Annotated in this window: 23 protein-coding genes; 12 read left to right on the top strand and 11 right to left on the bottom strand. The window is 72.1% G+C overall.

Annotated elements, in window-relative coordinates; all coding sequences use genetic code 11:
• Positions 1-54: 54 nt before the first annotated feature.
• Together ACWD02_RS35555 and ACWD02_RS35550 are read right to left on the bottom strand one after the other, a co-directional pair.
• Positions 55-264 carry a hypothetical protein gene (locus tag ACWD02_RS35555; protein ID WP_451218670.1) on the bottom strand — a complete coding sequence of 70 codons (210 nt, stop codon included), beginning with the start codon at positions 262-264 and terminating at the stop codon, positions 55-57.
• Between the two features lie 165 nt (positions 265-429).
• Positions 430-1,527 (bottom strand): NADH:flavin oxidoreductase/NADH oxidase, encoded by a 1,098-nt coding sequence (locus ACWD02_RS35550; RefSeq protein ID WP_451218667.1) that lies wholly within the window; start codon positions 1,525-1,527, stop codon positions 430-432.
• A 185-nt stretch (positions 1,528-1,712) separates the two neighbouring features.
• Here ACWD02_RS35550 and ACWD02_RS35545 point away from each other — a divergent pair, with 185 nt between their 5' ends.
• The gene (locus ACWD02_RS35545) at positions 1,713-2,078 is read left to right on the top strand and encodes an ArsR/SmtB family transcription factor (RefSeq protein ID WP_451218664.1); all 366 of its coding nucleotides are present in this window, start codon (positions 1,713-1,715) and stop codon (positions 2,076-2,078) included.
• An 87-nt stretch (positions 2,079-2,165) separates the two neighbouring features.
• Here ACWD02_RS35545 and ACWD02_RS35540 read toward each other — a convergent pair whose 3' ends face one another.
• The gene (locus tag ACWD02_RS35540) at positions 2,166-3,515 is read right to left on the bottom strand and encodes an FAD-dependent oxidoreductase (RefSeq protein ID WP_451218661.1); all 1,350 of its coding nucleotides are present in this window, start codon (positions 3,513-3,515) and stop codon (positions 2,166-2,168) included.
• Between the two features lie 278 nt (positions 3,516-3,793).
• Here ACWD02_RS35540 and ACWD02_RS35535 point away from each other — a divergent pair, with 278 nt between their 5' ends.
• Together ACWD02_RS35535 and ACWD02_RS35530 are read left to right on the top strand one after the other, a co-directional pair.
• The gene (locus ACWD02_RS35535; RefSeq protein WP_451218658.1) at positions 3,794-4,180 is read left to right on the top strand and encodes a DUF6214 family protein; all 387 of its coding nucleotides are present in this window, start codon (positions 3,794-3,796) and stop codon (positions 4,178-4,180) included.
• Positions 4,181-4,455: 275 nt separating this feature from the next.
• Positions 4,456-5,712 (top strand): MFS transporter, encoded by a 1,257-nt coding sequence (locus ACWD02_RS35530; RefSeq protein ID WP_451218655.1) that lies wholly within the window; start codon positions 4,456-4,458, stop codon positions 5,710-5,712.
• 90 nt (positions 5,713-5,802) lie between these two features.
• On the opposite strand, the gene ACWD02_RS35525 is transcribed toward ACWD02_RS35530, so the two are convergent.
• Positions 5,803-6,456: a DUF305 domain-containing protein gene (locus ACWD02_RS35525; RefSeq protein WP_451218652.1), complete on the bottom strand. Its 654-nt coding sequence runs from the start codon at positions 6,454-6,456 to the stop codon at positions 5,803-5,805.
• 177 nt (positions 6,457-6,633) lie between these two features.
• On the opposite strand from ACWD02_RS35525, the gene ACWD02_RS35520 reads away from it, so the two are divergent.
• Positions 6,634-8,136 carry an LVIVD repeat-containing protein gene (locus tag ACWD02_RS35520; protein ID WP_451218649.1) on the top strand — a complete coding sequence of 501 codons (1,503 nt, stop codon included), beginning with the start codon at positions 6,634-6,636 and terminating at the stop codon, positions 8,134-8,136.
• On the opposite strand, the gene ACWD02_RS35515 is transcribed toward ACWD02_RS35520, so the two are convergent.
• Positions 8,124-8,828 (bottom strand): TetR/AcrR family transcriptional regulator, encoded by a 705-nt coding sequence (locus ACWD02_RS35515; protein ID WP_451218646.1) that lies wholly within the window; start codon positions 8,826-8,828, stop codon positions 8,124-8,126. The genes ACWD02_RS35520 and ACWD02_RS35515 overlap by 13 nt on opposite strands.
• A 192-nt stretch (positions 8,829-9,020) precedes the next feature.
• Between ACWD02_RS35515 and ACWD02_RS35510 the strand changes: the two genes are divergently transcribed.
• On the top strand, positions 9,021-9,266 hold the full coding sequence (locus ACWD02_RS35510; protein WP_451218643.1) for a DUF2630 family protein: 246 nt from the start codon (positions 9,021-9,023) through the stop codon (positions 9,264-9,266).
• A gap of 54 nt (positions 9,267-9,320) precedes the next feature.
• On the opposite strand, the gene ACWD02_RS35505 is transcribed toward ACWD02_RS35510, so the two are convergent.
• The 4 genes from ACWD02_RS35505 to ACWD02_RS35490 all read right to left on the bottom strand — a co-directional run bounded on the left by ACWD02_RS35505 (position 9,321) and on the right by ACWD02_RS35490 (position 12,530).
• Complete coding sequence (locus ACWD02_RS35505; RefSeq protein ID WP_451218640.1) at positions 9,321-10,022, bottom strand: HAD family hydrolase; 702 nt, start codon at positions 10,020-10,022, stop codon at positions 9,321-9,323.
• 77 nt (positions 10,023-10,099) lie between these two features.
• On the bottom strand, positions 10,100-10,798 hold the full coding sequence (locus ACWD02_RS35500) for a phosphatase PAP2 family protein (RefSeq protein ID WP_451218637.1): 699 nt from the start codon (positions 10,796-10,798) through the stop codon (positions 10,100-10,102).
• 95 nt (positions 10,799-10,893) lie between these two features.
• Complete coding sequence (locus ACWD02_RS35495; RefSeq protein ID WP_451218634.1) at positions 10,894-11,829, bottom strand: M56 family metallopeptidase; 936 nt, start codon at positions 11,827-11,829, stop codon at positions 10,894-10,896.
• Positions 11,830-11,960: 131 nt separating this feature from the next.
• Positions 11,961-12,530: a DUF5134 domain-containing protein gene (locus tag ACWD02_RS35490; protein ID WP_451218631.1), complete on the bottom strand. Its 570-nt coding sequence runs from the start codon at positions 12,528-12,530 to the stop codon at positions 11,961-11,963.
• Between the two features lie 169 nt (positions 12,531-12,699).
• Between ACWD02_RS35490 and ACWD02_RS35485 the strand changes: the two genes are divergently transcribed.
• Both ACWD02_RS35485 and ACWD02_RS35480 read left to right on the top strand, forming a co-directional pair.
• Positions 12,700-14,379, top strand: coding sequence for an FUSC family protein (locus ACWD02_RS35485; protein WP_451218629.1), 1,680 nt, complete (start codon positions 12,700-12,702; stop codon positions 14,377-14,379).
• Positions 14,380-14,439: 60 nt separating this feature from the next.
• Complete coding sequence (locus ACWD02_RS35480; RefSeq protein WP_451218626.1) at positions 14,440-15,105, top strand: MarR family winged helix-turn-helix transcriptional regulator; 666 nt, start codon at positions 14,440-14,442, stop codon at positions 15,103-15,105.
• Between the two features lie 38 nt (positions 15,106-15,143).
• Here ACWD02_RS35480 and ACWD02_RS35475 read toward each other — a convergent pair whose 3' ends face one another.
• A complete protein-coding gene (locus ACWD02_RS35475; RefSeq protein ID WP_451218623.1) occupies positions 15,144-15,920 on the bottom strand; it encodes a FadR/GntR family transcriptional regulator in 777 nt (258 codons plus the stop codon).
• 158 nt (positions 15,921-16,078) lie between these two features.
• On the opposite strand from ACWD02_RS35475, the gene ACWD02_RS35470 reads away from it, so the two are divergent.
• From ACWD02_RS35470 to ACWD02_RS35450, 5 genes are all read left to right on the top strand, one after another.
• A complete protein-coding gene (locus tag ACWD02_RS35470; protein ID WP_451218621.1) occupies positions 16,079-17,326 on the top strand; it encodes a M20 family metallopeptidase in 1,248 nt (415 codons plus the stop codon).
• A complete protein-coding gene (locus ACWD02_RS35465) occupies positions 17,323-18,762 on the top strand; it encodes an aldehyde dehydrogenase family protein (RefSeq protein ID WP_451218618.1) in 1,440 nt (479 codons plus the stop codon). The genes ACWD02_RS35470 and ACWD02_RS35465 overlap by 4 nt, the downstream gene beginning before the upstream one ends.
• 178 nt (positions 18,763-18,940) lie before the next feature.
• Entirely contained in the window at positions 18,941-19,747 is an 807-nt protein-coding gene (locus tag ACWD02_RS35460; protein WP_451218615.1) for an SDR family NAD(P)-dependent oxidoreductase, read from the top strand.
• A 40-nt stretch (positions 19,748-19,787) separates the two neighbouring features.
• A complete protein-coding gene (locus ACWD02_RS35455) occupies positions 19,788-20,108 on the top strand; it encodes a DUF3311 domain-containing protein (protein ID WP_451218612.1) in 321 nt (106 codons plus the stop codon).
• A complete protein-coding gene (locus ACWD02_RS35450) occupies positions 20,105-21,640 on the top strand; it encodes a sodium:solute symporter family protein (protein ID WP_451218609.1) in 1,536 nt (511 codons plus the stop codon). Before ACWD02_RS35455 ends, ACWD02_RS35450 begins: the two co-directional genes overlap by 4 nt.
• 8 nt (positions 21,641-21,648) lie before the next feature.
• Here the strand turns inward: ACWD02_RS35450 and ACWD02_RS35445 are convergent, their stop codons facing one another.
• Positions 21,649-22,254 carry a chemotaxis protein CheB gene (locus ACWD02_RS35445; RefSeq protein ID WP_451218606.1) on the bottom strand — a complete coding sequence of 202 codons (606 nt, stop codon included), beginning with the start codon at positions 22,252-22,254 and terminating at the stop codon, positions 21,649-21,651.
• Positions 22,255-22,281 lie beyond the last annotated feature (27 nt).

Here is a 22,281-nt window from a genome sequence, read left to right as displayed (position 1 = left end):
TCTCGGTACAAGCCGATTCGCCACTCCCGAAGGGCCGGCTCACGCGATCCGGTATCAGGCGTCACAGGAGTCGTCCCCCGCCGCGCCGGCGCGTTCTCCTGACTCCCCGCACGCGGCGTCCGGGGGTGGTTCGAGCAGCGAGAGCAGTTCGAGCCAGCCGTGGAACTGCGTGCGGTGGCCCGTGTCGCCCTCCTCGCAGCTCGCGCCCACCACATTGCCGTGCACGCCCCCGGGGGAGCGGAACACCTCGATGACGTAGCGCACAACGTCCTCCCGAGGGCCGGAACAGGCCCCGAACCGTGACACATCGCGACAGCGCCACGGTACGGACCCCGGACCGGCCGCCGCTTCGGGGTGTCACCTAGGGATGACCCCAGTCCCGACCCTTGGCCAAGGCTGCCGGGGCGGTGAAGCGGCGCGCGGCGGGGCTCACACCATGCGGTGGTACTGCTGGGGTGTGGCGACATCGCCGCCCAGGTCGTGCGCCGCGTGGCGGGCCCAGGAGGGGTTGCGCAGGAGCTCGCGGCCCAGGAGCACGGCGTCCGCCTCACCGTTGGCGAGGATCTTCTCGGCCTGCTCGGGGTCGGTGATCAGGCCGACGGCCGCCACGGGGAGCGGGGTCTCCGCCTTCACCCGCGCCGCGAACGGGACCTGGTAACCCGGGCCGGCCTGGATGCGCGCCCTGGGGGCGTTGCCGCCGGTGGAGACGTCCAGGAGGTCCACGCCGTGGGCGTGCAGTTCCTTGGCGAGCCGGACCGTGTCGTCGGCCGTCCAGCCCTCCCGCTCGTCCTCGGGGTTCTCCGTCAGCCAGTCGGTCGCGGAGATCCGGAAGAAGAGCGGCAGCTCCTCGGGCCATACGGCGCGCACGGCGTCGACGACCTCCAGGGCGAGCCGGGAACGGTTCTCGAAGGAGCCGCCGTACTCGTCCGTGCGGTGGTTGCTGAACGGCGAGAGGAACTCACCGATGAGGTAGCCGTGGGCGCCGTGGATCTCGACGACCTGGAAGCCGGCGTCCAGCGCGCGCCGGGCCGCGTCGGCGAACTGGCCGACGACGCCGCGGATCTCCTCCGTGCTGAGTTCGTGCGGCAGGTGGTGGCCCTCGTCGAAGGGGAGCGGGCTGGGCGCCACCGGCTGCCAGCCGTGCTCGTCCTGGCCGACGGGTCCGCCGCCCTTCCAGGGGCGGTCGGTGGAGGCCTTGCGGCCCGCGTGGGCGAGCTGGATGCCCGGGACGGTGCCCTGGGTCTTCAGGAAGCCGGTGATGCGGCGCAGCGCCTCGACCTGCGTGTCGTTCCATATGCCGAGGTCCGCGGGGCTGATGCGGCCCTCGGGGCTCACAGCGGTCGCCTCGACGAGGATCAGGCCGGTGCCGCCGGTGGCGCGCGCCCCGTAGTGGGCGAAGTGCCAGTCGTTGGCCACTCCCGCGTTCGGCCCGAACACCTCGGCCGAGTACTGGCACATCGGCGCCATCCACACACGGTTGGGGACGGTCAGCGATCGCAGGGTGTAGGGCTCGAACAGCGCGCTCACGGCGGACTCCATTCGTCATAAACTTCGGTACAGCTCGTACGATAGACCTCGTAGTACGGCAGATGTCAAACTACGATGACTCTCGTACTATGGAGGCCTTCGAGAAGACCTGAAGTCCAGAGCTGAAGCCCGGCCTGAAGCCAGACGTGAAGCCAGACGTGAAGCCCCGACGAAGTGGAGCCGTCATGACGACCGCCGCACCCATCAGCAGCCGTGCGCTCGACCACCCCTCGCGCGCGGAGATCCGGCTCGAGGGTGTGCTCCACGCGCTGTCGGACCCGATGCGCCTGCGGGTCGTGCGGCAGCTCGCCGGGTGCGAGCCGGGCCTCGACGGGCTCTCGTGCTCACAGATCGACCTGCCCGTCACCAAGTCCACGAGCACGCACCATTTCCGGGTGCTGCGCGAGAGCGGCGTGATCCAGCAGATCTACCGCGGCACGGCCAAGCTGAACGGATTGCGCCGCGAGGACTTGGACGCGCTGTTCCCGGGCCTGCTGGGCAGCGTCCTTGCGGCGGCAACGGCTCAGGCGGAGCGCGTGGGCGCCCCGTAAGCAGGCGAAACGTAGGCCGGCCCCGTAAGGGGCGCGGGGAACCGCGCGATCAGCCCCCACCGGCCCGCGGTCAAAAACCCGACCGGCTCACAGCTGGCCGCCGCGCGCAGCGCCCAGCAGCCCCGCCCAGTCCGCGATCTTCACCGACCCGCGGCCAAGCGCAGCGCCCCGCGCCGCCTCCGCCCGCTCGATCGCCTGCCAGCCCTGCCACTCGACGGGGTCCAGCCCCGCCTCGCGCAGCGCGGGCAGCGGATCCTCGGGCACTCCCTTCCGTACGAGGGCAGGGGCATCCTCCAGGAGGGACAGCACCGTCTCCTTGGCGCACGGGCGGTTGGTCCCGATCACGCCCGTCGGCCCCCGCTTGATCCAGCCCGCCACATACTCGCCGGGGGACGCGGCCCCCTCCCGCTGCACCCGCCCCGCCGCATGCGGCACCGTGCCGGGCCCGGGGTCGAACGGCAGCCCGTCGATGGGCACCCCGCGATAGCCGACCGAGCGCAGGACCAGCTGCCCCGCGATGTCCTCGTACTCCCCGCAGCCCGTCACCCCGCCGCGGCCGTCCGGCAGCGTCCGCTCGAACCGCACCCCGCCGACGCGCCCCGCGGCCTCCGTCACGGCCACCGGCCGCAGGAAGAAGCGGAGCCGGATGGTGCGCGGCAGGTTTCGCGCCGGGCGCTCGGCCCAGCCGCGCATCACCTCGACGTTGCGGCGGCCCACCGCGGGCAGACCGGACGGGTCGGCGTAGGCGGGGTCGAGTGCCAGCTCCGCGGGATCCACGATGACCTCGGTGTCCGGGAGCGAGCCGAGCTCACGCAGTTCCTTGGTGGTGAAGCGTGCCTGCGAAGGGCCGCGCCGCCCCACCATGTGGACCTCGCGCACCCGGCTCCCGGCCAGCACGCCGAGCGCCGCCTGGGGCATGTCGGTGGGCCGCAGCTCGGGCACGCCGCGCGCCAGCATCCGGGCGACGTCCACCGCGACGTTCCCGACGCCGATGACCACGGCGGACTCGACGCCCGCGATGAAACCGTCGGTCGCCGCGTCCGGGTGCGCGCTGTACCAGGACACGAACTCCGTGGCCGAGTGGCTGCCCGGCAGGTCCTCGCCCGGCACGCCCAGCCTGCGGTCCGCCGCGGCGCCCACGCAGTAGACCACCGCGTGGTACAGGTCGAGCAGCCGCTCCGTGGGGAAGCCGCCCGGGCCGATCTCGATGCCGCCGAGAAAGCGGACGCGGTCGTGTTCGAGCACCGTACGCAGGTTGTTCTGCAGGGACTTGATCTTCTCGTGGTCGGGCGCGACACCGTAGCGGACGAGGCCGTACGGGCAGGGCAGCCGGTCGATCACGTCGACGCGCACCCCCGGCACGAGATCCTGCTGGACGAGGGACTGCGCGGTGTAGACCCCGCTCGGGCCCGATCCGACGACGGCGACCTGCAGCACGGCGGTGCTCCTTCCGCGAGGCGGCCTCGGGGGATGAACTCAGCATCGCACCCCCGTGCGTGAAGGGGGAGACGCCGTGAGGGGCGCGTTGATCCGGGCATCCCGCTCGGAAGCCGGTCGCCGCGCGGGCCCTGCGTGCCGTTCGTGACCTAATGCGATCGCACGGCTACCTTTTGATTGTGCTTGAGAGCTCCCTTCTTGGCGTTTCTGATCACTATCGACCGAATGGGGCAGGCTCCCCCTCATCCCCCTCAGGCCCCTCATCACCCTCGTTCCACGTGCGGCTGACCTTCGGTGACGGAGCCGCCATCGACGCGCGGGCCGTGGTGTCGGAAGGGCGGATCACCCTGGAAGGTCTGCACGCCCGGCAGGGATGTTCGGGTGACGACTTCACCGCCGCGCCCTCTCCTGCTCCTGAGGCGACACCGCTCCTCGATCCGCACCCGCGGGACCCGCGACCCGTACCGCGCGCCCGCCCGTCCTGGCCGCGCGGACGGCAGGGGCGGCTGATGGCGGCTCAGGAGTACCGCACGGCGCAGGCCGAGGGGCGTGATCCCGTCCTCGCGGTGATGCGGGCGACCGGCCGCAGCCGCCGCAGGTCCCTCAAGCTCATCGCGTCCGCCCGGGACGCGGGCGCGCTGCCCGCACGCCACAACCGCCGCTGAACCGCCCCCGAGCCGCCGCGCCGCTCACCACGCCCAGGCGGGCGTCCACGTCTCGCCGTCGCGGGGTGCCGGCCGTGCTGCCGTGTGGCGACCGGACCCGAGTTCCGCACCGAGCCCCTCTCGGCAAGGAGATCCACGCCCGCCATCCTGGAAGACAACCATTGGTTGTGGCTGATCGCGCTCGGCGGTTGTTTGACCTGCGGGCCTGTCGCCGGATTGGATGCCGCAGGTCAAAGTGGGCGGGTTCGAGCGCGAGGCGAGGGGTGGCACCGGGCATGGAGGCCAGGCGATCCCTTGGGCGGCAGTTCGGATGGCTGTGGGCGGCCTACACGGTCAGCGCGTTCGGTACCCGGCTCGCGTTCGACGCGTTCCCCTTGATCGCGATCCTGGCCCTGGACGCGGGCCCGACGGAGGTGTCGGTCCTCGCGGCGGCGGGGTTCGCGGTGGGCGCGGTGGTGGCGGTGCCGCTCGGGCCCTGGGTGGAGTTCCGCCGCAAGCGGGCGGTGATGATCGCCATGGACCTGGTCCGGTGCGCCGCGCTGCTGAGCATCCCCGCCGCGTACGCGCTCGGCCTGCTCGGCTTCGGCCAGCTCCTGCTGGTGGCGGTCGTCGTGGGCGCGGCCGACATCGCCTTCGGCGCGGCGAGCGGCGCCTGCCTGAAGGCGCTCGTCCGGCCGGAACAACTGCTCGTCGCGAACGGCCGTCTGGAGTCGACGAGTTGGACCGCCCTGATGCTCGGGCCGCCCCTCGGCGGAGCCGCGATCGGTCTCTTCGGCCCGGTGATGACGGTGGTGGCGGACGCGGTCAGCTATCTGCTCTCGGCCCTCGGCGTCCGCGCGATCGGCGGCAAGGAGCCGCACCCCGTGCGCACCGGGCGTGCGACGGGCTTCAAGGCGGGCGACCTGCTCGACGGGTGGCGGCACATCCTGGCGGGTCCCGTGCTGCGCCCGCTGTTCTTCAACACGGTGCTGAACAACGGCCTGATCATGGCGACATCGCCCCTCCTGATCGTCCTGATGGTCGGCGAGCTCGGCTTCGCGCCCTGGCAGTACGGCCTGGCCTTCGCCGCGCCCTGCGTCGGCGGCCTGATCGGCTCGCGGCTCGCGGGGCGGCTCGTCGAGCGGTACGGGCGGCACCGGGTCCTTCGCACCGCGGGGACGCTGCGGGCCTGCTGGCTCATCGGCCTCGCCTTCATCGGCCCCGGTGTCGCCGGGCTCGTGCTCGTCATCGTCGTCGAGTTCGGCCTGATCATGTGCTCGGGCGTGTTCAACCCGGTGTTCGCCACCTATCGCCTCGACCACACCCCGGCGGACCGCGTGGCCCGCACCCTGTCCGCGTGGTCGGTCACCAGCAAGCTCTCCATCGCGGCCATGACCGGCCTGTGGGGTCTGCTGGCGGGCGTCACGGGACCCCGTACCGCGGTCGGGATCGCCGGGGTCCTCATTCTGGCCACGCCGCTGCTGCTGCCGCGGCGCGACCACGAGCCGCGCGACGAACGGGACACCGCCACCCCGAAGCCGCACCTGACCTGACTCTGCACCTGACCTGACGCCGCACGGCAGTCACGCCTCACGGCAGTCACGCCGCACGGCAGTCACGCCGCAAGGCAGCCACCCCGCACCTCACATCTTGCGCATCCGGCTGATCTCCGCCGTCTGCTGCGCGATCACGTCGGCGGCCATCTCCTCGACCTGGATGTTGTTGCCGTCGGAGAGCGCATCGGTGGCCATCGTCACCGCGCCGTTGTGGTGAGTGATCATCAGCTTCAGGAAGAGCTCGTCGAACGTCTTGCCCTTCGCGGCGCGCAGCTGCTTCAGCTGGCCCTCCGTGGCCATGCCCGGCATCGTCCCGTGGTCGTGCCCCTGCTGCTTCTTCGCGCCGCCGTGCTTCTTCAACCAGCCCTTCATGGCGCCGATCTCCGGGCGCTGCGCGGCCGCGATGCGGTCGGCGAGGCGCTTGACCTTCGTGGATTCGGCACGTTTCGGGGCGAGTTCGGTCATCGTCAGTGCCTGGCCGTGGTGCGTGATCATCATCTGGGTGTAGGTGAAGTCCGCCGAGTTGGGGGTGTCGTCGTCGGTTCTCTGCTTGGCCGCGTCTTCGGCGGACATGGTCGCGGCCGTCTCGCCCGGTTTGCCGGGAGCGATCACCGAGGGCCCTGGCGCGGCCTTCTTGCCCGGTTCCGAACCGGAGTCGGAACCTCCCGAATCGCAGGCGCCGAGCGCGAGAACGGCGGCCGTGAGGAACACGGCGACGGCGGGCGTACGACGGTGGTGCACGGCTGCCTCCTGTGGCGCGCGGGGGAGTTGAGGACCGTCCTAGCACGCAAACGTGCGGGATTGATCAAAAACTTTCATTACAGATGCGTTGCCATCTGTTGATCTGTGCATGCTGAGCACGATACTGCGGGGTGTCCGTGAACCGTTCAACTACGAACGGCGACTAGGGAGGACGCAGTGACCCTGTTGAACAACCCCCGAACACGGCGCAGACGCTTCGGCGTCGGCGCGGCCGCGCTCGGTCTGATAGCCGCGCTGTTCAGTGCGGCGCCCGCCGGAGCGACGCCCGACCCGGGCGACTCTCCTGCCGCGCCCAAGAGTGTGTCGAAGAGTGACGCCGCCGAAGCGAGGGCGGCCATCAAGGACGGCGAGATACCCGCGCCCGACGAGATCGTGCACTCGGCCAACATCAAGCATCTCGCCAACATCCCCAAGGACGCGCTGCCGGGCACCAACTCGGACCTCGCGTTCCAGGGGAAGTACGCCTTCGCGGGCAACTACGACGGCTTCCGCATCTTCGACATCAGCAACCCGAAGAAGCCGCGGACCGTCTCCCAAGTCCTGTGCCCCGGCTCGCAGAACGACATCTCCGTCTCCGGGAACCTGCTCTTCCTCTCCACCGACTCCTCGCGCAGCGACAACTCCTGCAGCAGCACCTCGCAGCCCGCGACGGAGAAGTCCTCGTGGGAGGGCATGAAGGTCTTCGACATCAGCGACAAGTCGAACCCGAGGTACGTCTCCGCCGTCGAGACCGCCTGCGGCTCGCACACGCACACCCTGGTGCCGGAGAAGCGCAACGTCTACGTGTACGTCTCCTCGTACTCCCCGAGCGCGACGTTCCCGGACTGCCAGCCTCCGCACGACGGCATCTCCATCATCAAGGTGCCCCGCAAGGCCCCGCAGAAGGCGGCGGTCGTCGACTTCCCCGTCCTCTTCCCGGGTGAAGGCCCCGACGGCGGCGGAAACCCGGGCGGGCCCACCAACCCGGGCGTCTCCAAGACCACCGGCTGCCACGACATCACCGTGCTGCCCTCCAAGGACCTGGCCGCGGGCGCCTGCATGGGCGACGGGATCCTCTTCTCCATCAAGAACCCCGAGAAGCCCAAGGTCATCGACCAGGTCCAGGACAACAAGAACTTCGCGTTCTGGCACTCGGCGACCTTCAACCAGAAGGCCAACAAGATCGTCTTCACCGACGAGCTCGGCGGCGGCGGCGCGGCCACCTGTGACGAGGCCACGGGCCCGGAGCGCGGGGCCAACGGCATCTACGACGTCACCGGCAAGGGCGACAAGCGCAAGCTGGTCTTCAAGAGCTACTACAAGATCCCGCGCCACCAGGCCGCGACCGAGAACTGCGTGGCCCACAACGGCTCGTTGATCCCGGTCAAGGGCAAGGACCTGATGGTCCAGGCCTGGTACCAGGGCGGTGTCTCCGTCTGGGACTTCACCAACTCCTCGAAGCCGAAGGAGATCGGCTACTTCGAGCGCGGTCCCCTCAGCGCCGACACCCTCCAGACGGGCGGCTCGTGGTCGGCGTACTACTACAACGGCTACGTGTACTCGAACGACATCGCCAAGGGCTTCGACGTCCTGAAGATCGACGACAAGCGGACGGATCCCGCCGAGCGGGTCCGCGTCCGTGAGCTCAACGTCCAGACCCAGCCGGACTACTTCGACTGACCGGACGGTCGCGTGCGGCGCTGCGTGGACCGTTGAGGGGACCGTGTCTCCTGCGCGGCCTGATCGGCGACGCGCGCATGTGTCCCGCCGGGCGGTTCGTCGCCCGGCGGGACCCCGAGCTCCCAGGCGAGCCCGTACCGCTGGAAGAGCTCGGCCCGCAGCGCCGACGGCGGCATCGGCGCCCCCGGAAGCAGCACCGCGAAGACCGCGCCCATCAGCAGGGCGCGCAGCAGCGGATAATCGGTGTCCACGTCGGGCGAGCCATGGCGTACGACGGTGTCGCGGAGCAGTTCGGCGAGGTGCTGCTGCTCGGGGCAGCGCACGAATCCGTCCGCCTGCAGGATTCCCGCCATGTGCGTGCGCATCAGCAGGGGCTGGTCGTGGGCCAGGCCCAGGATCGCGTCGATGGCGCGGGCCAGGAGCTCGTCGCCGTCCGCCGACCGCGGCTCCCGTTCGAGGGCGGCCTGGAGCGTGCGGTGCATCAGCCGGTGCACCGCCGACTGCAGGAGCTGGCGCTTTCCGGGGAAGTAGTACGACACCAGGCCGCGGGCCGAGCCCGCGCGGTCCGCGATGTCGCCGAGTGTCGTCGCCTCGTACCCGCGTTCGCTCACCAGGTCGACCGTGGCCTGCAGGAGCCGCTCCCTGGAACGCCTTCGCAACTCTTCATTGACCGATGCGCTACGCGGGGACATCCTGTAACTCCTGCGTTGACTGGCTGAGAGCCAGTATACTCAGCGTGTCGCGGGCCAAGACCCTCAGTGGTCGTCGCATGGTCCGGTGCGACCTGGGGCAGGCAACACCGCGGGGGAGTGTTGCCTGCTCACAGGTGCCGATCGGCCGAACCCTCCTTACAGTGGGCCGGGGGGCCGAGGAGGCGTACTGAGATGGATCAAGAGCAGATTCTGTCCCGGATCTCGTCGATGGTCGACGACGAACGGACGCTGCGGGAGTCCCTCGCGGCGGGCGCGATCGACGAGGCGACGGAGCGCGCGAGGCTCGGCGCGCTGGAGCGTGAACTGGACCAGTGCTGGGACCTGCTGCGCCAGCGGCGCGCCAAGGCCGAGTTCGGCGAGAACCCGGACGAGGCGCGGGCCCGCCCCGCGGCCCAGGTCGAGGGCTACCGCTCATGAGGCGCCCCGCACCCTGACCCCCAGCACTGCGAAGCCGTCGAGGCCCGCGACATCTCAGCCCCCGTCGACGAGACCGAGGACGGGGCGCAGTCCGTCCGGCCGCCGGTCCACGGGCAGATGGTCCACGAAGTGGACGGCGCAGCCGAGTGCGGTGGCGCCGGCGTCCGCGTGCCGGTCGTCGCCGACCATCAGCGTGTCCGCGGGATCGACGCCGAGCGCTTCGCAGGCACGCGCGAAGAGGCGCGGGTCGGGCTTCTGGATCTCGTGCTCGAAGGACAGGGTGTACGCGTCGACGTACGGGTCGAGGCCGTGGGCGCGGAAGACGGGGCGCAGGTCCCACCCGATGTTGCTGATCACCGCGACGCGGATGCCCCGTTCGCGGAGCCCGGTGAGCACCTCGGCCGCGTCGGCGTAGGGGCGCCAGGCCTCCGGCCGCATGTGGCGGTCGTACAGGGCGTCGTGCAGGAGCGGATCGGGCAGCCGGACCTCGCGCGAGAGGGCGGTGAACGCGGCGCGGTGCTGAGCGGCGCTGCGGTCGCGCTGGGCCCACAGCGCCGCAAGGCGTTCGGGAACGAGGTCGGGCCGCGCCCCACCCGGCTGCGCACCGGCACGCTCGAGTTCCTCCGCCAGCCGCTCGAAGTCGGCCGCGGGGAGCGGAAGTCCGGCCTCCTGGAGCACCGCCCGCAACCAGGACCCGGTGGACTCGATGCGGAACAGAGTCCCGGAGAAATCGAAGAGCGCGCCCTTGATCGTCATGTCAGGGATCCTCCGGGACGGGCGGAGGGGTGGTCAAGTGCGCTTTGCGGCGTAGGCGTTGGGGGTGCGTCGGGGGGCTAGGTGGTCTCAGGGGCGCGGGTGCCCGGGCGGCGGGCGTACGTGGCGATCGCGAGGGTCACCATCAAGGTGCCGAGCAGCCAGCCGCCGACGACGTCCGAAGGCCAGTGCACGCCGTTCCAGACGCGGGTCACGCCGACCCCGACGACGGAGACCGCGGCGATCACGACGGCCGTGCGCCACACGGCGGCTCCGACGCCGTACATGCGCAGCAGCCACAGGAGCAGCCCGCAGACGACCGTCGCCGTCATCGCGTGGCCCGAGGGGAACGCGGCGAAGTGGGCGGAGTCCACCGGGTCCGGCCATCGCGGGCGCGGCTTGTCGACCGCGGCCTTGAGGCCCTGCTGCACCAGGGTGCCCACCGCGCAGGTGACCGCGAGCCACACGGCAGGGCGGTGCTGCCCGCGGAAGAGCAGCCACAGCACGGCCGCGGTGATCAGCAGGCGCATCGTCCACGGGTCCCACACCCAGTCGGTCAGGATGCGGCTGGCCTGGGTGACGCCGTCGTGCGCGACCGCCCAGCGGTGCGTGGTGCGCGCGATGTCACCGTCGAGGGTGCCGAGCGGGCCCCACTCCAGCTCGACCAGGAGGATCAGCAGGAGCGAGAGGACGCCCAGGAGCGCGGCGACGAGCGGGGCGCGGGGCCTGCGGGGACGGGTCGGACCGGGCGGCGAGTCGAGGGGAGCGGCGGGGTGCATGGAGAGATCCTCGCCGACGAGCGGTGCCGGAGGCCATCCCGGGGTGGTGTCCCGCGGGGTGCGCCCCGGCTTCCGCGGTCTCCGGCGGCAGGCCATCACCCCAGGGCGCGCAGCCCCGGCACGAACGTCACCAGGAGCGGGACCACCGGCACGAGCGCCGCGGCGGCCGTCAGCCGCAGCCGCCGCCCCGCGGTGAGCCGTGGCCGCGCGGACAGCAGCCGGTGCACCCGTTGCGGCACGTGGGCCTGCGGGGTCGGGCAGGGGCCGAACACGCCCCGGTCTTCGTTGAGCTCGACCAGCGCCAGGGCGATCGTGAGACGCCCGAAGCGCCGCGAGGCCACGTCGTCGGCGGCCAGCTCGACCAGGCGGTGCATCTCGTCCCGGAACGCGGCGAAGACCGGAACCTGCGGGAACCCCGTGGCCAGCGCGCCCGAGCAGTGCAGGAGCCAGTCGTGCCGCGCCTGCGCGTGCCCTTGCTCATGGGCGAGCACGGCATCCAGCTGACGGCCCTTCAGGCGGCGCAACGCGGCGGTGGTGATGACCAGTTGGGGAGCGGAGCCAGGCAGCCACCAGGCGTCGGGGCGCTCACCCTCGAGGACGACAAGCCGGTCGGCGCCGGGCTCCTCGCCCGGCAACAGCGGCGCGCGCAGGCGGAGTTCGGTGCGTCCCTTGCGGCGCCTGGCCCGGGCCCGGATGATCTCGCGGGTCAGCATCGCGGCGGTCCACACGCCGCCCAGGGCCAGCGCCACGGCCGTCGCGGGTGCCCAGGAGCCGCCCGCCCCGAGCGCGTACGCGTCGATCACGTCGTGCGGGGCGGGGGCGAAGACGTGGCCGCGCACGGCCTGCCATGCGGCGGCGGCGCTCAGGGTCATCGACAGGGCGCAGCACATGAGCACGCCCGCCACGACGCACTGCCACGCCCACAGCGCGACCACCGGTTCGCGCTCCGGCCAGTCGGCGCGTGCGATCAGGCGCGGGGCGACGACGGCGGTGAGGGCGCCCAGCAGCAACAGCGCGACGGGGAGCAACATGTGTCAAGACTATGAGGGCGGCGCTGCCGGAGGGTATGACCTATCGCCGCAAGTGACGCACGCCACGGCCGTTCGCGGGATATCACCCCTTACGGCCGCCGGGCTCCTCCCGCCCGGCGCCCCGCGGCGGCCTACAGCGTGAGCAGCATCGCGATCATGGCGATCCCCATGGACAGCCGGCACACCATCGCCAGTTCGGTGCGGTCACCCCACCCCGTGACCGCGCCGGCGCCGCTGACCCCGCCCCTCGCCGCCGCGAGCGTGGGGACGGGCAGCAGGCGGACGCCCGACCACAGGACGTACCCCGCGAAGTAGAGCAGCAGCGCCCCGGTGAGCGCCGGGGTGCCCCCGCCGCCGTGGCCCGCGTGCGCGGTGGGCGTCGCGGCCATGGCCACCGCCATGTAGACCATGGCGCACGCGCCGACCAGATGATGCAGGTGGTGGCGGTTCTGGCGGGCCGCCCAGAGCGCGCGGAGCGCTGCCGCGCCGAACACGGCCGCGTATCCGAGCCAGGCCCACCGCGGCGGGGTGAGCACGGCCGCGGGCAGAGCCATCAGGGCCATCCCGAACCCCATGAGCGCCTCGCCGCCGGCGGTCCGGCGCTGGGCCTCGATCCTGCTGCGCATCCGCAGCAGGCAGTAGGACCCGGTAGCCGCGCACAGCGCGACGAGCAGCCAGCCGGCCTGCGCCGGTCCGTGCACCGCGCACCTCCCCGATCGACGGTGTCCCTGGGGTCGATGCCCTCGCGCGGCGCGTCGTACGCGAGCGCATGGGTGTACGCGGGGAGCGCGGAGGGGGCGGACGCGGCGTGACGGAGGAGACTTCCGAGGTAAATCGTTTTCGAGTAAAACACTTGCTAAGGTTCTGGGTATGAGCAGTGCACCACCCTCCTCGCCCCGCCCCTCCGGCCCCTCCCGTGTCCGTCGACTCCCGCTCGCCGGTGTGCTGCGTCCGGGCAAGCCGTCCGACATCTGGTTCAAGCCCGCGTCGAGCGTGGTCGTCGCCACCGCGATACCGAACCTGACGCTTCTCGCCATCGGCCGCCTCGATCTCGTCATGTACACGATGGCCGGGTCGTTCTGCGCCCTCTACACGCACAACCTCCCCTACGCCGCACGGGCCCGCGCCCTTGCCGGAGTCGTCGTCGGCATGCTGGCCAGTGTCGGCATCGCCATGGTCGCCGCCTCGCTCACCACGTCGGCGGCGGTGCTCGTGGCGGTCGGGGCGCTGCTCGCCGCCGCGCAGAAGACGCTGTGCGACGCGACCCGCATCGGCCCGCCCGGGCACCTCATCTTCACGTTCATCAGCTCCGCCACGCTGTTCGCGCCGCAGTCCATCGGGCAGGTCCCCGGCCACCTCGCCCTGACGCTGGGCGCGGGCGCCGTGGCCTGGCTGGTCGGCATGGCCCCCGCCCTGGTGCGGCCGCACGGCCCCGAGCGCCGGGCCACCGCGCGGGCCCTGCGGGCGGCCGCTGCGTACGCCGATGCCTCGGGCCCCGGCCGCGAGCGCGCCCGGCCCGCTGCGGCCGCGGCCGTCCACGCGGCCTGGCAGTCCCTGCTCGCCGGCGGTGCACGCACGGCGGCGCGGCGCGCCCTGGAGCGCCTGGTCATCCGGGCCGAGGATGCCCTGGCGGCGCCGTCGACGGCGGACCCCGAGCAGTTGCGCTCCTGGGCGGCGGGTCTGCGCGGCACGGGCGCCGTGCCGCGCCCCGGCGGCGTACGGACCGAAGAGGACGAGGAACTCCTGGGCGTGGAAGCCGAGTTGGCCGCCGGAGCGGCGAGCGGCTCGGCCACCCCCCTGTGGCGGCGCCTCGGCCCCGGATCGCCGCTCCTGCCCATCGCGCTGCGCACGGCGGTCGGCTGCGCGCTCGCGGGGTACGCCTCGCTGGCCCTGGGCGTCGGCCGCCCCTACTGGGCGCTGGTCACAGCCGCGTCCCTCTATCAGGCCAACGTCACGCTCACCTGGAACAGGGGAGTGCAGCGCGTGGTGGGCAACCTCGTCGGAGTGCTCGCATTCGCCGCGATCGCTCCGCTGGCCCATCTCAATCACGCCGCGCTGATCGTCTGCTGCCTGGCGCTCGCCTTCGGGGCGGAGGCGCTGATCGGCCGCAACTACTGGCTCGGCAGCGTGTGCGTCACTCCGATGGCACTGCTGGTCACCGAGTTCGCCCGGTTCCAGCAGCCCGGAGAGCTGATCCTCGACCGGGTCGTGGACACGTTCGTGGGCGCGCTGCTCGGCATCGTCGCGGCGATGACCGTCACCAACCGGCGCGCCGCCGACCACATAGAACTGGCCATAGACGCCACGGACCGGGCCCGTGCGCGTGCCGAACAGGCCTTGGCGGCCCCCACCCCCGCCACCCTGCGCCCGGCGCGCCGCGTCCTGACCGCCGCGCTGGTCGACCTGCGCACCGCGCACGACGCGGCGGCGGGCGAGTGGTGGCAGCGCGCCCTGCCGGACCAGCGGGTGATGATCGCAGAGCAGGCCGGACATCGTACGCTCGCGGCGACGGTACGCGGCACGGAGCAGGGCGAACACGTACGGGCGTGAAGTGCCGGGCAAGACGGAAGGCCGAGGACGGGGCACATGAGGAACGGAAGCAGAGGGGACATGCCGGAGGAGGCAGGGCCCCACACGGGAGAGGTCGAAGGGGACGCCCCCGCCCCCGCGCCGGGCGGTGCGGCTTCGGGTGGCCCCGAGCCCGCGACGAGCGGTGCTCCCGCCGGTGATTCCGCGCCCGCGACGCCCGGCGCCCCCGATGCACCCCGTGACACCGTCGCCGCCGTCGTGCGGCAGTGGCAGGCGGTGCGGCCCGATGTCGATACCGGCCCGATGGAGGTCATCGGGCGCATCAACCGGTGTGCGGCTCTGCTGCAGCAGGCCGAGGACGCGCCGTTGCGTCGTGTGGGGCTGACCCGGCCGGAGTTCGATCTCCTCGGCGCGTTGCGCCGGACCGGACACGAGCTGACCCCGGGCGAACTGGCCCGCGAGACCTTCTCCTCGGGGGCCGCCGTCACCAAGCGGCTCAAGCAGCTCCAGGAACGTGACCTGGTCGACCGGCGTGCCGACACCCGTGACCGCCGTGTCTCGCACGTCGGACTGACCGACGCGGGCCGCGACCTGGTCGACTCGATCCTGCCCGATCAGCTCGCCTACGAGACCGTTGTCCTTGCCGGGATCGACGAGGGCGGGCAGGCGCAACTCAGCTCGCTGCTCGGGGAGTTGCTCGGACAGCTCGAGGGGCGGCTCGGGCTTTCACCGGGGTTCAGGGGATGACGGGCGGCGGCTGACCGGGCGGCGCCCAAGGAGTCGGCTCAGTGGTCCTCGACCGAGGCCGCCAGCAACTCCCGTGCCTCCGGCTCCACATGCTCCGCGTAGTACTCGTGCAGGGCCCTGCGGCCCAGGCGCGCGGCGAGCGGTCCGTTCCCCGCGGTGATCGCCGCCAGGACCTCGCGGTGGTGGGCTATGGAGCGCTCCATCCAGGCCGTGGTGTCCGTGACCCCCGCGATCTTCTTCTCGATGACCTCCACCACGGCCTCGTGCACGGCGCGTGCGCACAGGCCAAGGAGGGAGTTGCCGCTCGCCTCGGCGATCGCCCGGTGGAAGAGCGCGTCCGCCTCGCTGAACGCGTGCAGGGAGGCCGGGCCGCCGCGGCTGAGCGCCTCCATGCGGGTGATCTGTTCGCGCATCCGGGCGAGATCCTCCGCGGCGTGCAGGCGGGCCGCCAGACGATTGCTCTCCGCGTCCAACACCATGCGGAACTGCACCAGTTCGCCGAGCGTCGCCACGCTGGAGCGGGTCAGGCGGCCCAGAGCCTGGCTGAGGTTGTCGGGCGAGACGCCGAGCACCTCGGCGCCCAGCGGGTCGCCGGGGCGGGAGCGGATCAGGCCCGCCGACTGCAGGACACGCAGCGCCTCGCGCACCGTGGAGCGGCCCACGCCGAAGCGGTTGACCAGCTCGCGCTCGGCGGGCAGCCGGGAGCCTGGCGGCAGATCGCCGCTGAGGATGCGCTCCTCGATCTGCTCGGCCACCCGCTGATAGGCGCGGACCGGTGTGACCGGCCGGAACAGGTCGGCGTCGTCGGCGGCCATCGGCCCGCCCCCTCCACGGTACGTAGCTGACACGCGTCGCCGGCGCGGGAAAACCAAGATCTGGTGGTTGACCCGGCCGTGAACGTGGAGGCAGAGTACGGGAACTCAACTGGTCTGACCAGTCGACTGGCCTTGTGGCCAGCCGACTTGGAGGTTCCATGCACACCAGCTCACGTCATCCCGACCCGGCCGTCGACTCCGACGCCGTCATCGCCTTCACCCAGGACCTGGTCCGTCTGCGTACCGTCAACGCGGCCGGAGCCACCGTGGTGGAGCAGCCCGCGGCCGACCTCGTCGCCGGGCTCTTCACCGAGTTCGGCTGGACGTACGACGTGGTGGAGGTCGCGCCAGGGCGCCCCAACACGGTCGCCGTCGTCGAGGGCGGCGGCGGCGACGGGCCGACCCTGATGTTCGAGGGGCACATCGACGTCGTCACGGAGGGGGACCCGGGGGACTGGAGCGTCGACCCCTACGGGGCGGAGATCCGCGACGGCAGACTGTGGGGGCGCGGTTCCGCCGACATGAAGTCCGGCGTCGCGGCGATGATCTACGCGGTGCGGGCCCTGCAACTGGCCGGCCCCTTCCCGGGCCGAGTCGTCATCGGCGTCCTCTGTGACGAGGAGGGGCTGATGCTCGGCGCGAAGGCCTTCGCCGCCACCCCGCTCGCGCGCGAGGTGGACGGGGTCATCGTCTGCGAGCCCGAGGGGTACGAGGTGTGCACCTCGGCCCGCGGCGGCATCCGGCTCCGGCTCGATCTGGACGGGGTCATGGCCCACGGCGCCATGCCGCAGGAGGCCAAGAGCCCGATCGTCGCCGGGGCGCGCGTCGTCGAGGCGCTCGCCCAGGTGCAGGACTGGGCCCAGAAGCGGTACGGCACCCACCCGCACGCGGGGAGCGTGACGGTCACGCCGACCGTCCTGCACGGCGGGGACCCGGACCAGCTCAACGTCATCCCCGCACATGGGCTCGTAGGCGTCGACGTACGCACGATTCCCGGCACCGACCACACCGAACTCATCGAAAAAGTAAGGGAGTTCGCGGTCGAGGCGGCCGGGACCGTGGGGGTGGGCGTCGGGCTGACCGTGGTCGACGACCGGCCCGCCGTCGAGATCCCCGACGACCACCCCGTGGTCACCGCGCTCGTCGAGGGGCACCGACAAGTGCACGGCGCCGCACCGCCGTTCGGGGCGGTGCCCGGCACCACGGACGGAACCATCCTCACCCGCGACGCCGGTCTGGCGACCGTCGTCTACGGGCCCGGCGGGAAGTGGATCGCGCATCAGAAGGACGAGTTCGTCGAGGTGCACGAGATCGTCGAGTACACGCGGGTGTACGCCGCCGCCGCGCACGCGTTCCTGAACGGCACCCACAGCCCCAACACCACCAACACCGGAGGTGCGCGATGACCTGCCCCGAAGGGCTGCCCGTCGGGGACGGCTGGGTGACCGCGCCCGGCAGTGGCCCCGTCCGCTTCCCGTACGACGGCGGTGAGATCGGCACGGCGCCGATCGGCGACGAGGAGCTCGCGGCACGGGCCGTCGAGCATGCCGCCGCGGTACGCGTGCAGGTCGCCGCGCTGCCCGCGGGGGTGCGGCGACAGGTGCTCGCCGGGGTGGCCGACGCGCTGGCCGAAGCGGAGCCCGAACTGGTGGATCTGCTCGTCCTGGAGACCGGTAAGCCGATGATCGACTGCCAGGTCGAGATGCGGCGGGCGGTGGCCACCTGGCAGTCCGCCGCCGACGAGGTGGCCCATCTGCACGGCGAGACCGTGCCACTGGACCTGCAGCCCTCCGGCGAGGGCCTCTTCGGCTACTGGACGCGGCGGCCCGTCGGCGTGGTGGTCGGCATCGCGGGCTTCAACTACCCGGTGCTTCTGGCCTCGCACAAGATCGCACCGGCGCTCGCCGCGGGCTGCCCGGTGATCGTCAAGCCCGCACCGGCGACACCGCTCGCCACCCTGCGGCTCGTCCATCTCGTGAGGGAGCAGCTCGTGGCGGCGGGCGCGCCTGCCGGAGCGGTGCAACTCGTCACCGGGGACGCGGAGGTCGGCCGTACGCTCACCACGCATCCGGAGGTCGCCGCGGTCTCCTTCACCGGGTCCGCGGCCGTCGGTCACCGCATCGCGCGGGACGCGGCGCCCCGCAAGGTCGTCCTCGAACTCGGCTCCAACGCGGCGCTCGTCGTGGCCGCGGACGCCGATATCGACGCGGCGGCCGACGCGGTCGTGCGGGGCGGGTTCTACGCATCGGGACAGGCATGCATCTCCGTGCAGCGGGTCATCGTGGTGGCCGCGGTCGCGGAGGAGTTCGAGAAGCGGCTCGCCGAGCGGCTGCCGGACGTGGTGGTCGGCGACCCGCGGGTTGCCGGAACCCGGGTGTCGGCGCTCATCGACGAGACGGCGACGGAGCGGGTCCTTGAGTGGGTCGAACGCGCGCGGGCGGCGGGGGCGCGGCTGGTTGCCGGGGGAGACCGCGAGGCGGGCGGCCGGTGCATTGCCCCGACACTGCTGGCCGATGTTCCCGACGGCGAGCCCGCCTGGGACGAGGAGGTCTTCGGACCGGTCGTCTGCCTGCGCACGGTGCCGGATCTGGACACCGCGTACGACCTCGTCAACGCGAGCCGCTACGGCCTGCACGCCGCCGTCTACACCAAGGGCCTGCGGGCCGCGCTGGAGGCCGTGGAACGCCTGGAGGTGGGCGGCGTGGTGGTGAACGAAGTCCCCGGCTACCGCAGCGACATCGCGCCCTACGGCGGCGTCAAGGACTCGGGCATCGGCCGCGAGGGCCCCAGATTCGCGATCGAGGAGATGACGGTGACACGGATGGCGGTCATCAGGCCCTAGGCCCGGCCCGGGCCACCAGCCGTGAGCCGCTGTACCTGGGGCGGGCCGTGCGGACCACCTGTCGTCCGGTCCAAGCGCCCGGAGAACTCGACCCCAGCCCCGCCCCTCCCTCCCCCCATCGGACGACCGACACAACCGCACCCCACCCCCGGCCGGCAGCTCCGGCCAGAGAGGCGGCATGACCATGGACTACGGCAACCTGTTCCGGCTCGACGGCCGCCGCGTCGCGGTCGTGGGCGGTGCGAGCGGCATCGGCCGCGAAGCCGCCCGCGCGCTGGTCGCCCAAGGCGCGCACGTCATCGTCGCCGACCGGGACACGGAGGGCGCGGAACGGACGGCGGCGCTCGCGATGCGCCCGGACGACCCGGCGGACCAGCGCCTCGGTACGGCCGTCACGCACCCCCTTGACGTCCTCGACCCCGACGCCGTCCGCGGTGCCGTCGCCGCGTGGGGGCCGCTCGACGGGCTCGTCGTCACCGTCGGGGCCAACGTGCGCAAGCGCCTCGCCGACTACAGCCTCGACGAGTTCGACCGTGTCATCGCGCTGAACCTGCGCTCCTACCTCACGCTCATCCAGGCGGTCGCCCCCGGCATGGCCGAGCGCGGCCGGGGGAGCGTGGTCGGGTTCGCCTCGATGCGGGCCTTCCAGGTGGAGCCTGGGCAGGGGCCGTATGCCGCGTCCAAGGCGGGGCTGATCCAATTGCTGCGGACGGCGGCCTCGGAATGGGGGCCGCAGGGCGTGCGGTTCAACGCTGTCGCGCCCGGTGTCGTCCGTACGCCGCTCACCGATCAGATCGCCGCCGACCCCGCATGGTTCGATGCCTACGCCCAGGCCTCCGCGCTCAAGCGGTGGGCCCGCGCCGACGAACTCGCGGGAGCCGTCACCTATCTCGTGTCGGACGCGTCCACCTACGTCACCGGCACCGTGCTGAGCGTCGACGGCGGCTGGACCGCGGTCGACGGCCGTTACGACCCGTCCGTGTGATCCGTGCCGTCCGTCCGCCGCCCCACAAGGAGTTCCTCCCATGTCCCCCACACCTGACGACAGCGCGCACGTAAGCCCTCTCGACGGTCTGCCCACCCTCAGCGGCGTGGCCCGCCCCTCCCTCTGGCTGCTCCTCGTACCCGTCCTGCTCTACGGCTCGGCCCCCTTCGTCGCCAACCGCATCGAGCCACGCGTCCTGGGCGTCCCCTTCCTGCTGGCCTGGGTCATCGCCGCCACGGTGATCAGCCCCCTGGTCATCTGGCTCGCCGCCCGGCTCGATCCGGCGTACCGCACGGGCGCGGTGGAGCCCCTCCCGGCCGACGACCTCGTGGGCACCGACACCGAAGGAGGCCGCCGATGAACGGCTCCGCGGCCGTCGCCACCACCATCTTCGGGCTCGCCATGGTCGCCACGATCCTGATCGGCGTGTGGAGCGCCCGCGGCCGGTCCAAGGGCCTCGCCGAGTGGTCCGTCTCCAGCCGTGGGCTCGGCGTCCTGTTCATCTGGCTGCTCATGGCCGGGGAGACCTACACGAGCTTCTCGTTCCTCGGCACCGCGGGATGGTCGTACTCGTTCGGCGCGCCGATCCTCTACCTGGTCGCCTATCTGACCGTCGGTTTCGCCGTCGCGTACGTCGTGGGCCCCGCGCTGTGGACGTACGCGAGCCGGCACGGCCTCATCTCCATCGCGGACATCGCCGAATTCCGCTTCCGCTCACGCCCGGTGGGGATTCTCGTCGCCGTCGTCGCGACGGTCTTCATCGTCCCCTACATCCAGGTGCAGATTCAGGGCATGGGCGTCGTCGTGAACGCGATGACGTACGGCAGTGTCGACCTGAAGGTCGCCGCCGTCATCTCCTTCGTCGTGGCGGAGGTGTTCATCCTCGTGTCGGGCCTGCGCGGTTCGGCGTGGGTGAGCGCGCTCAAGGACATGCTGGTGATCGTCGCCGTCGTGTTCCTCGCCGTGTACATCCCCATGCACTACCTCGGCGGGTTCGGCGACTTCATGCAGCGCATGGTGACCGAGAAGCCCGAGTGGCTGACCTTTCCCGGGCACGAGTCCGGCGGGCGCAACGCCATGTGGTTCCTGAGCACCGTGGTGCTCAACGCCGTGACGATCACCATCTTCCCGACCACCGTGGCCGGTTACCTCAGCGCGAAGAGCCCGAACGCGCTGCGCCGCAACGCGCTGCTCCTGCCCTGGTACCAACTGCTGCTGTTCGTCCCGATGGTGGTCGGCGCGACGGCCCTGTTCGTGATGCCGACCCTGGGCAACCCCGACCTGGCACTCTTCAGCCTCGTCACCGATTCGCTGCCCTCACCGGTCGTCGCGCTCATCGGCGTCGCGGGCGCGCTGTCGGCGATCGTGCCGATGAGTGTCTTCATGCTCTCCATCGGTACTTTGTGGGGCCGCACCGTCCTCGGCGGCGGCAACGGCGCCGACCCGCGGGCGCGCCGCCGAGCGGCCGGGAAGGCCGGCGACGCGCACGACATGCGGGCCAAGCGGCTCTCCCAACTGGTCTGCGTGGTCGCGGGGTTGATCGCCCTGGCGGGCAGCCTCTTCTACCCGAACACCCTCGTGGAACTCTCCGTCCTGTCGTACGAAGGTCTGGCGCAGCTCGTGCCGGTCGTGCTCCTGGCCCTGTTCTGGCGGCGGCTGACCGCGCGGGCCGCGGTGGCGGGGATGCTCACCGGACTCGCGGTGATGACCGCGCTGTGGGCCACCGACAACGACCCGTACCACGGCGTGAACGGCGGCATCATCGCGCTCGGCGCCAACCTCGTCGTGCTGCTCGCGGTGGTCTGGCTCGCACCGGGGCCAGGACCCGCCACAAGCTCCGCCACCGGCCCGGTGGTACCGGAGGAGAGCGCGACACAGGCGGGGGCCCGGTGACCGGACACTCAGCCCTGGCGTTGCCGCACGAGCGTATGGAGGCAGGAGGGGATGTCATCGGCGCCAAGCACGAAGTCCACCTGGCCGGTCTCGATCGCGGACTTGGGCATCCCGTGGAACTTGGCCGTGGCCGGGTCCTCCACGATGACGGTGCCGCCGCCCGACTTGACCGCTTCCACCCCGCGGGCGCCGTCGCCGTCGGCCCCGGTGAGGACACAGGCGATGAGCAGCGGCCCGTACTTCCCGGCCGCCGACTCGAAGAGGGGGTCGGCGGCCGGGCGGGCCTGGTTGACCCGGGGCTCCTGGGACAAGCCCAGTCGGCCGTCCGTGTGGACGCACAGATGGTGATCGGGCGGTGCGATGTACACCGTCCCCGGCTCCGGGAGCTCACCGTCCTCGGCCAGCTTGACGGTCAGCGTGGTGCGGCGGGACAGGATGGCGACGATGTGCGTCTCACGGGCACGACGGAGGTGATGGGCCACCAGCACCGGCGCAGGGAAGTCGGCGCCGATGCCACTCAGCAGCGCCTGCAACCCCTCGATGCCCCCAGCGGAGGAGGCCACCACGACGGTGGCGCGGCGGGTGTGCGGCTCTTGCGGATGTTGGCTGCTCACGCGCGAACCCTAACCTCCTCCGCCGTC

This window comes from Streptomyces sp. NPDC002853, assembly GCF_053591915.1.
The sequence above is the reverse complement of the archived record's forward strand: the minus strand, read 5'-3'. Positions and strand labels throughout refer to the sequence as shown.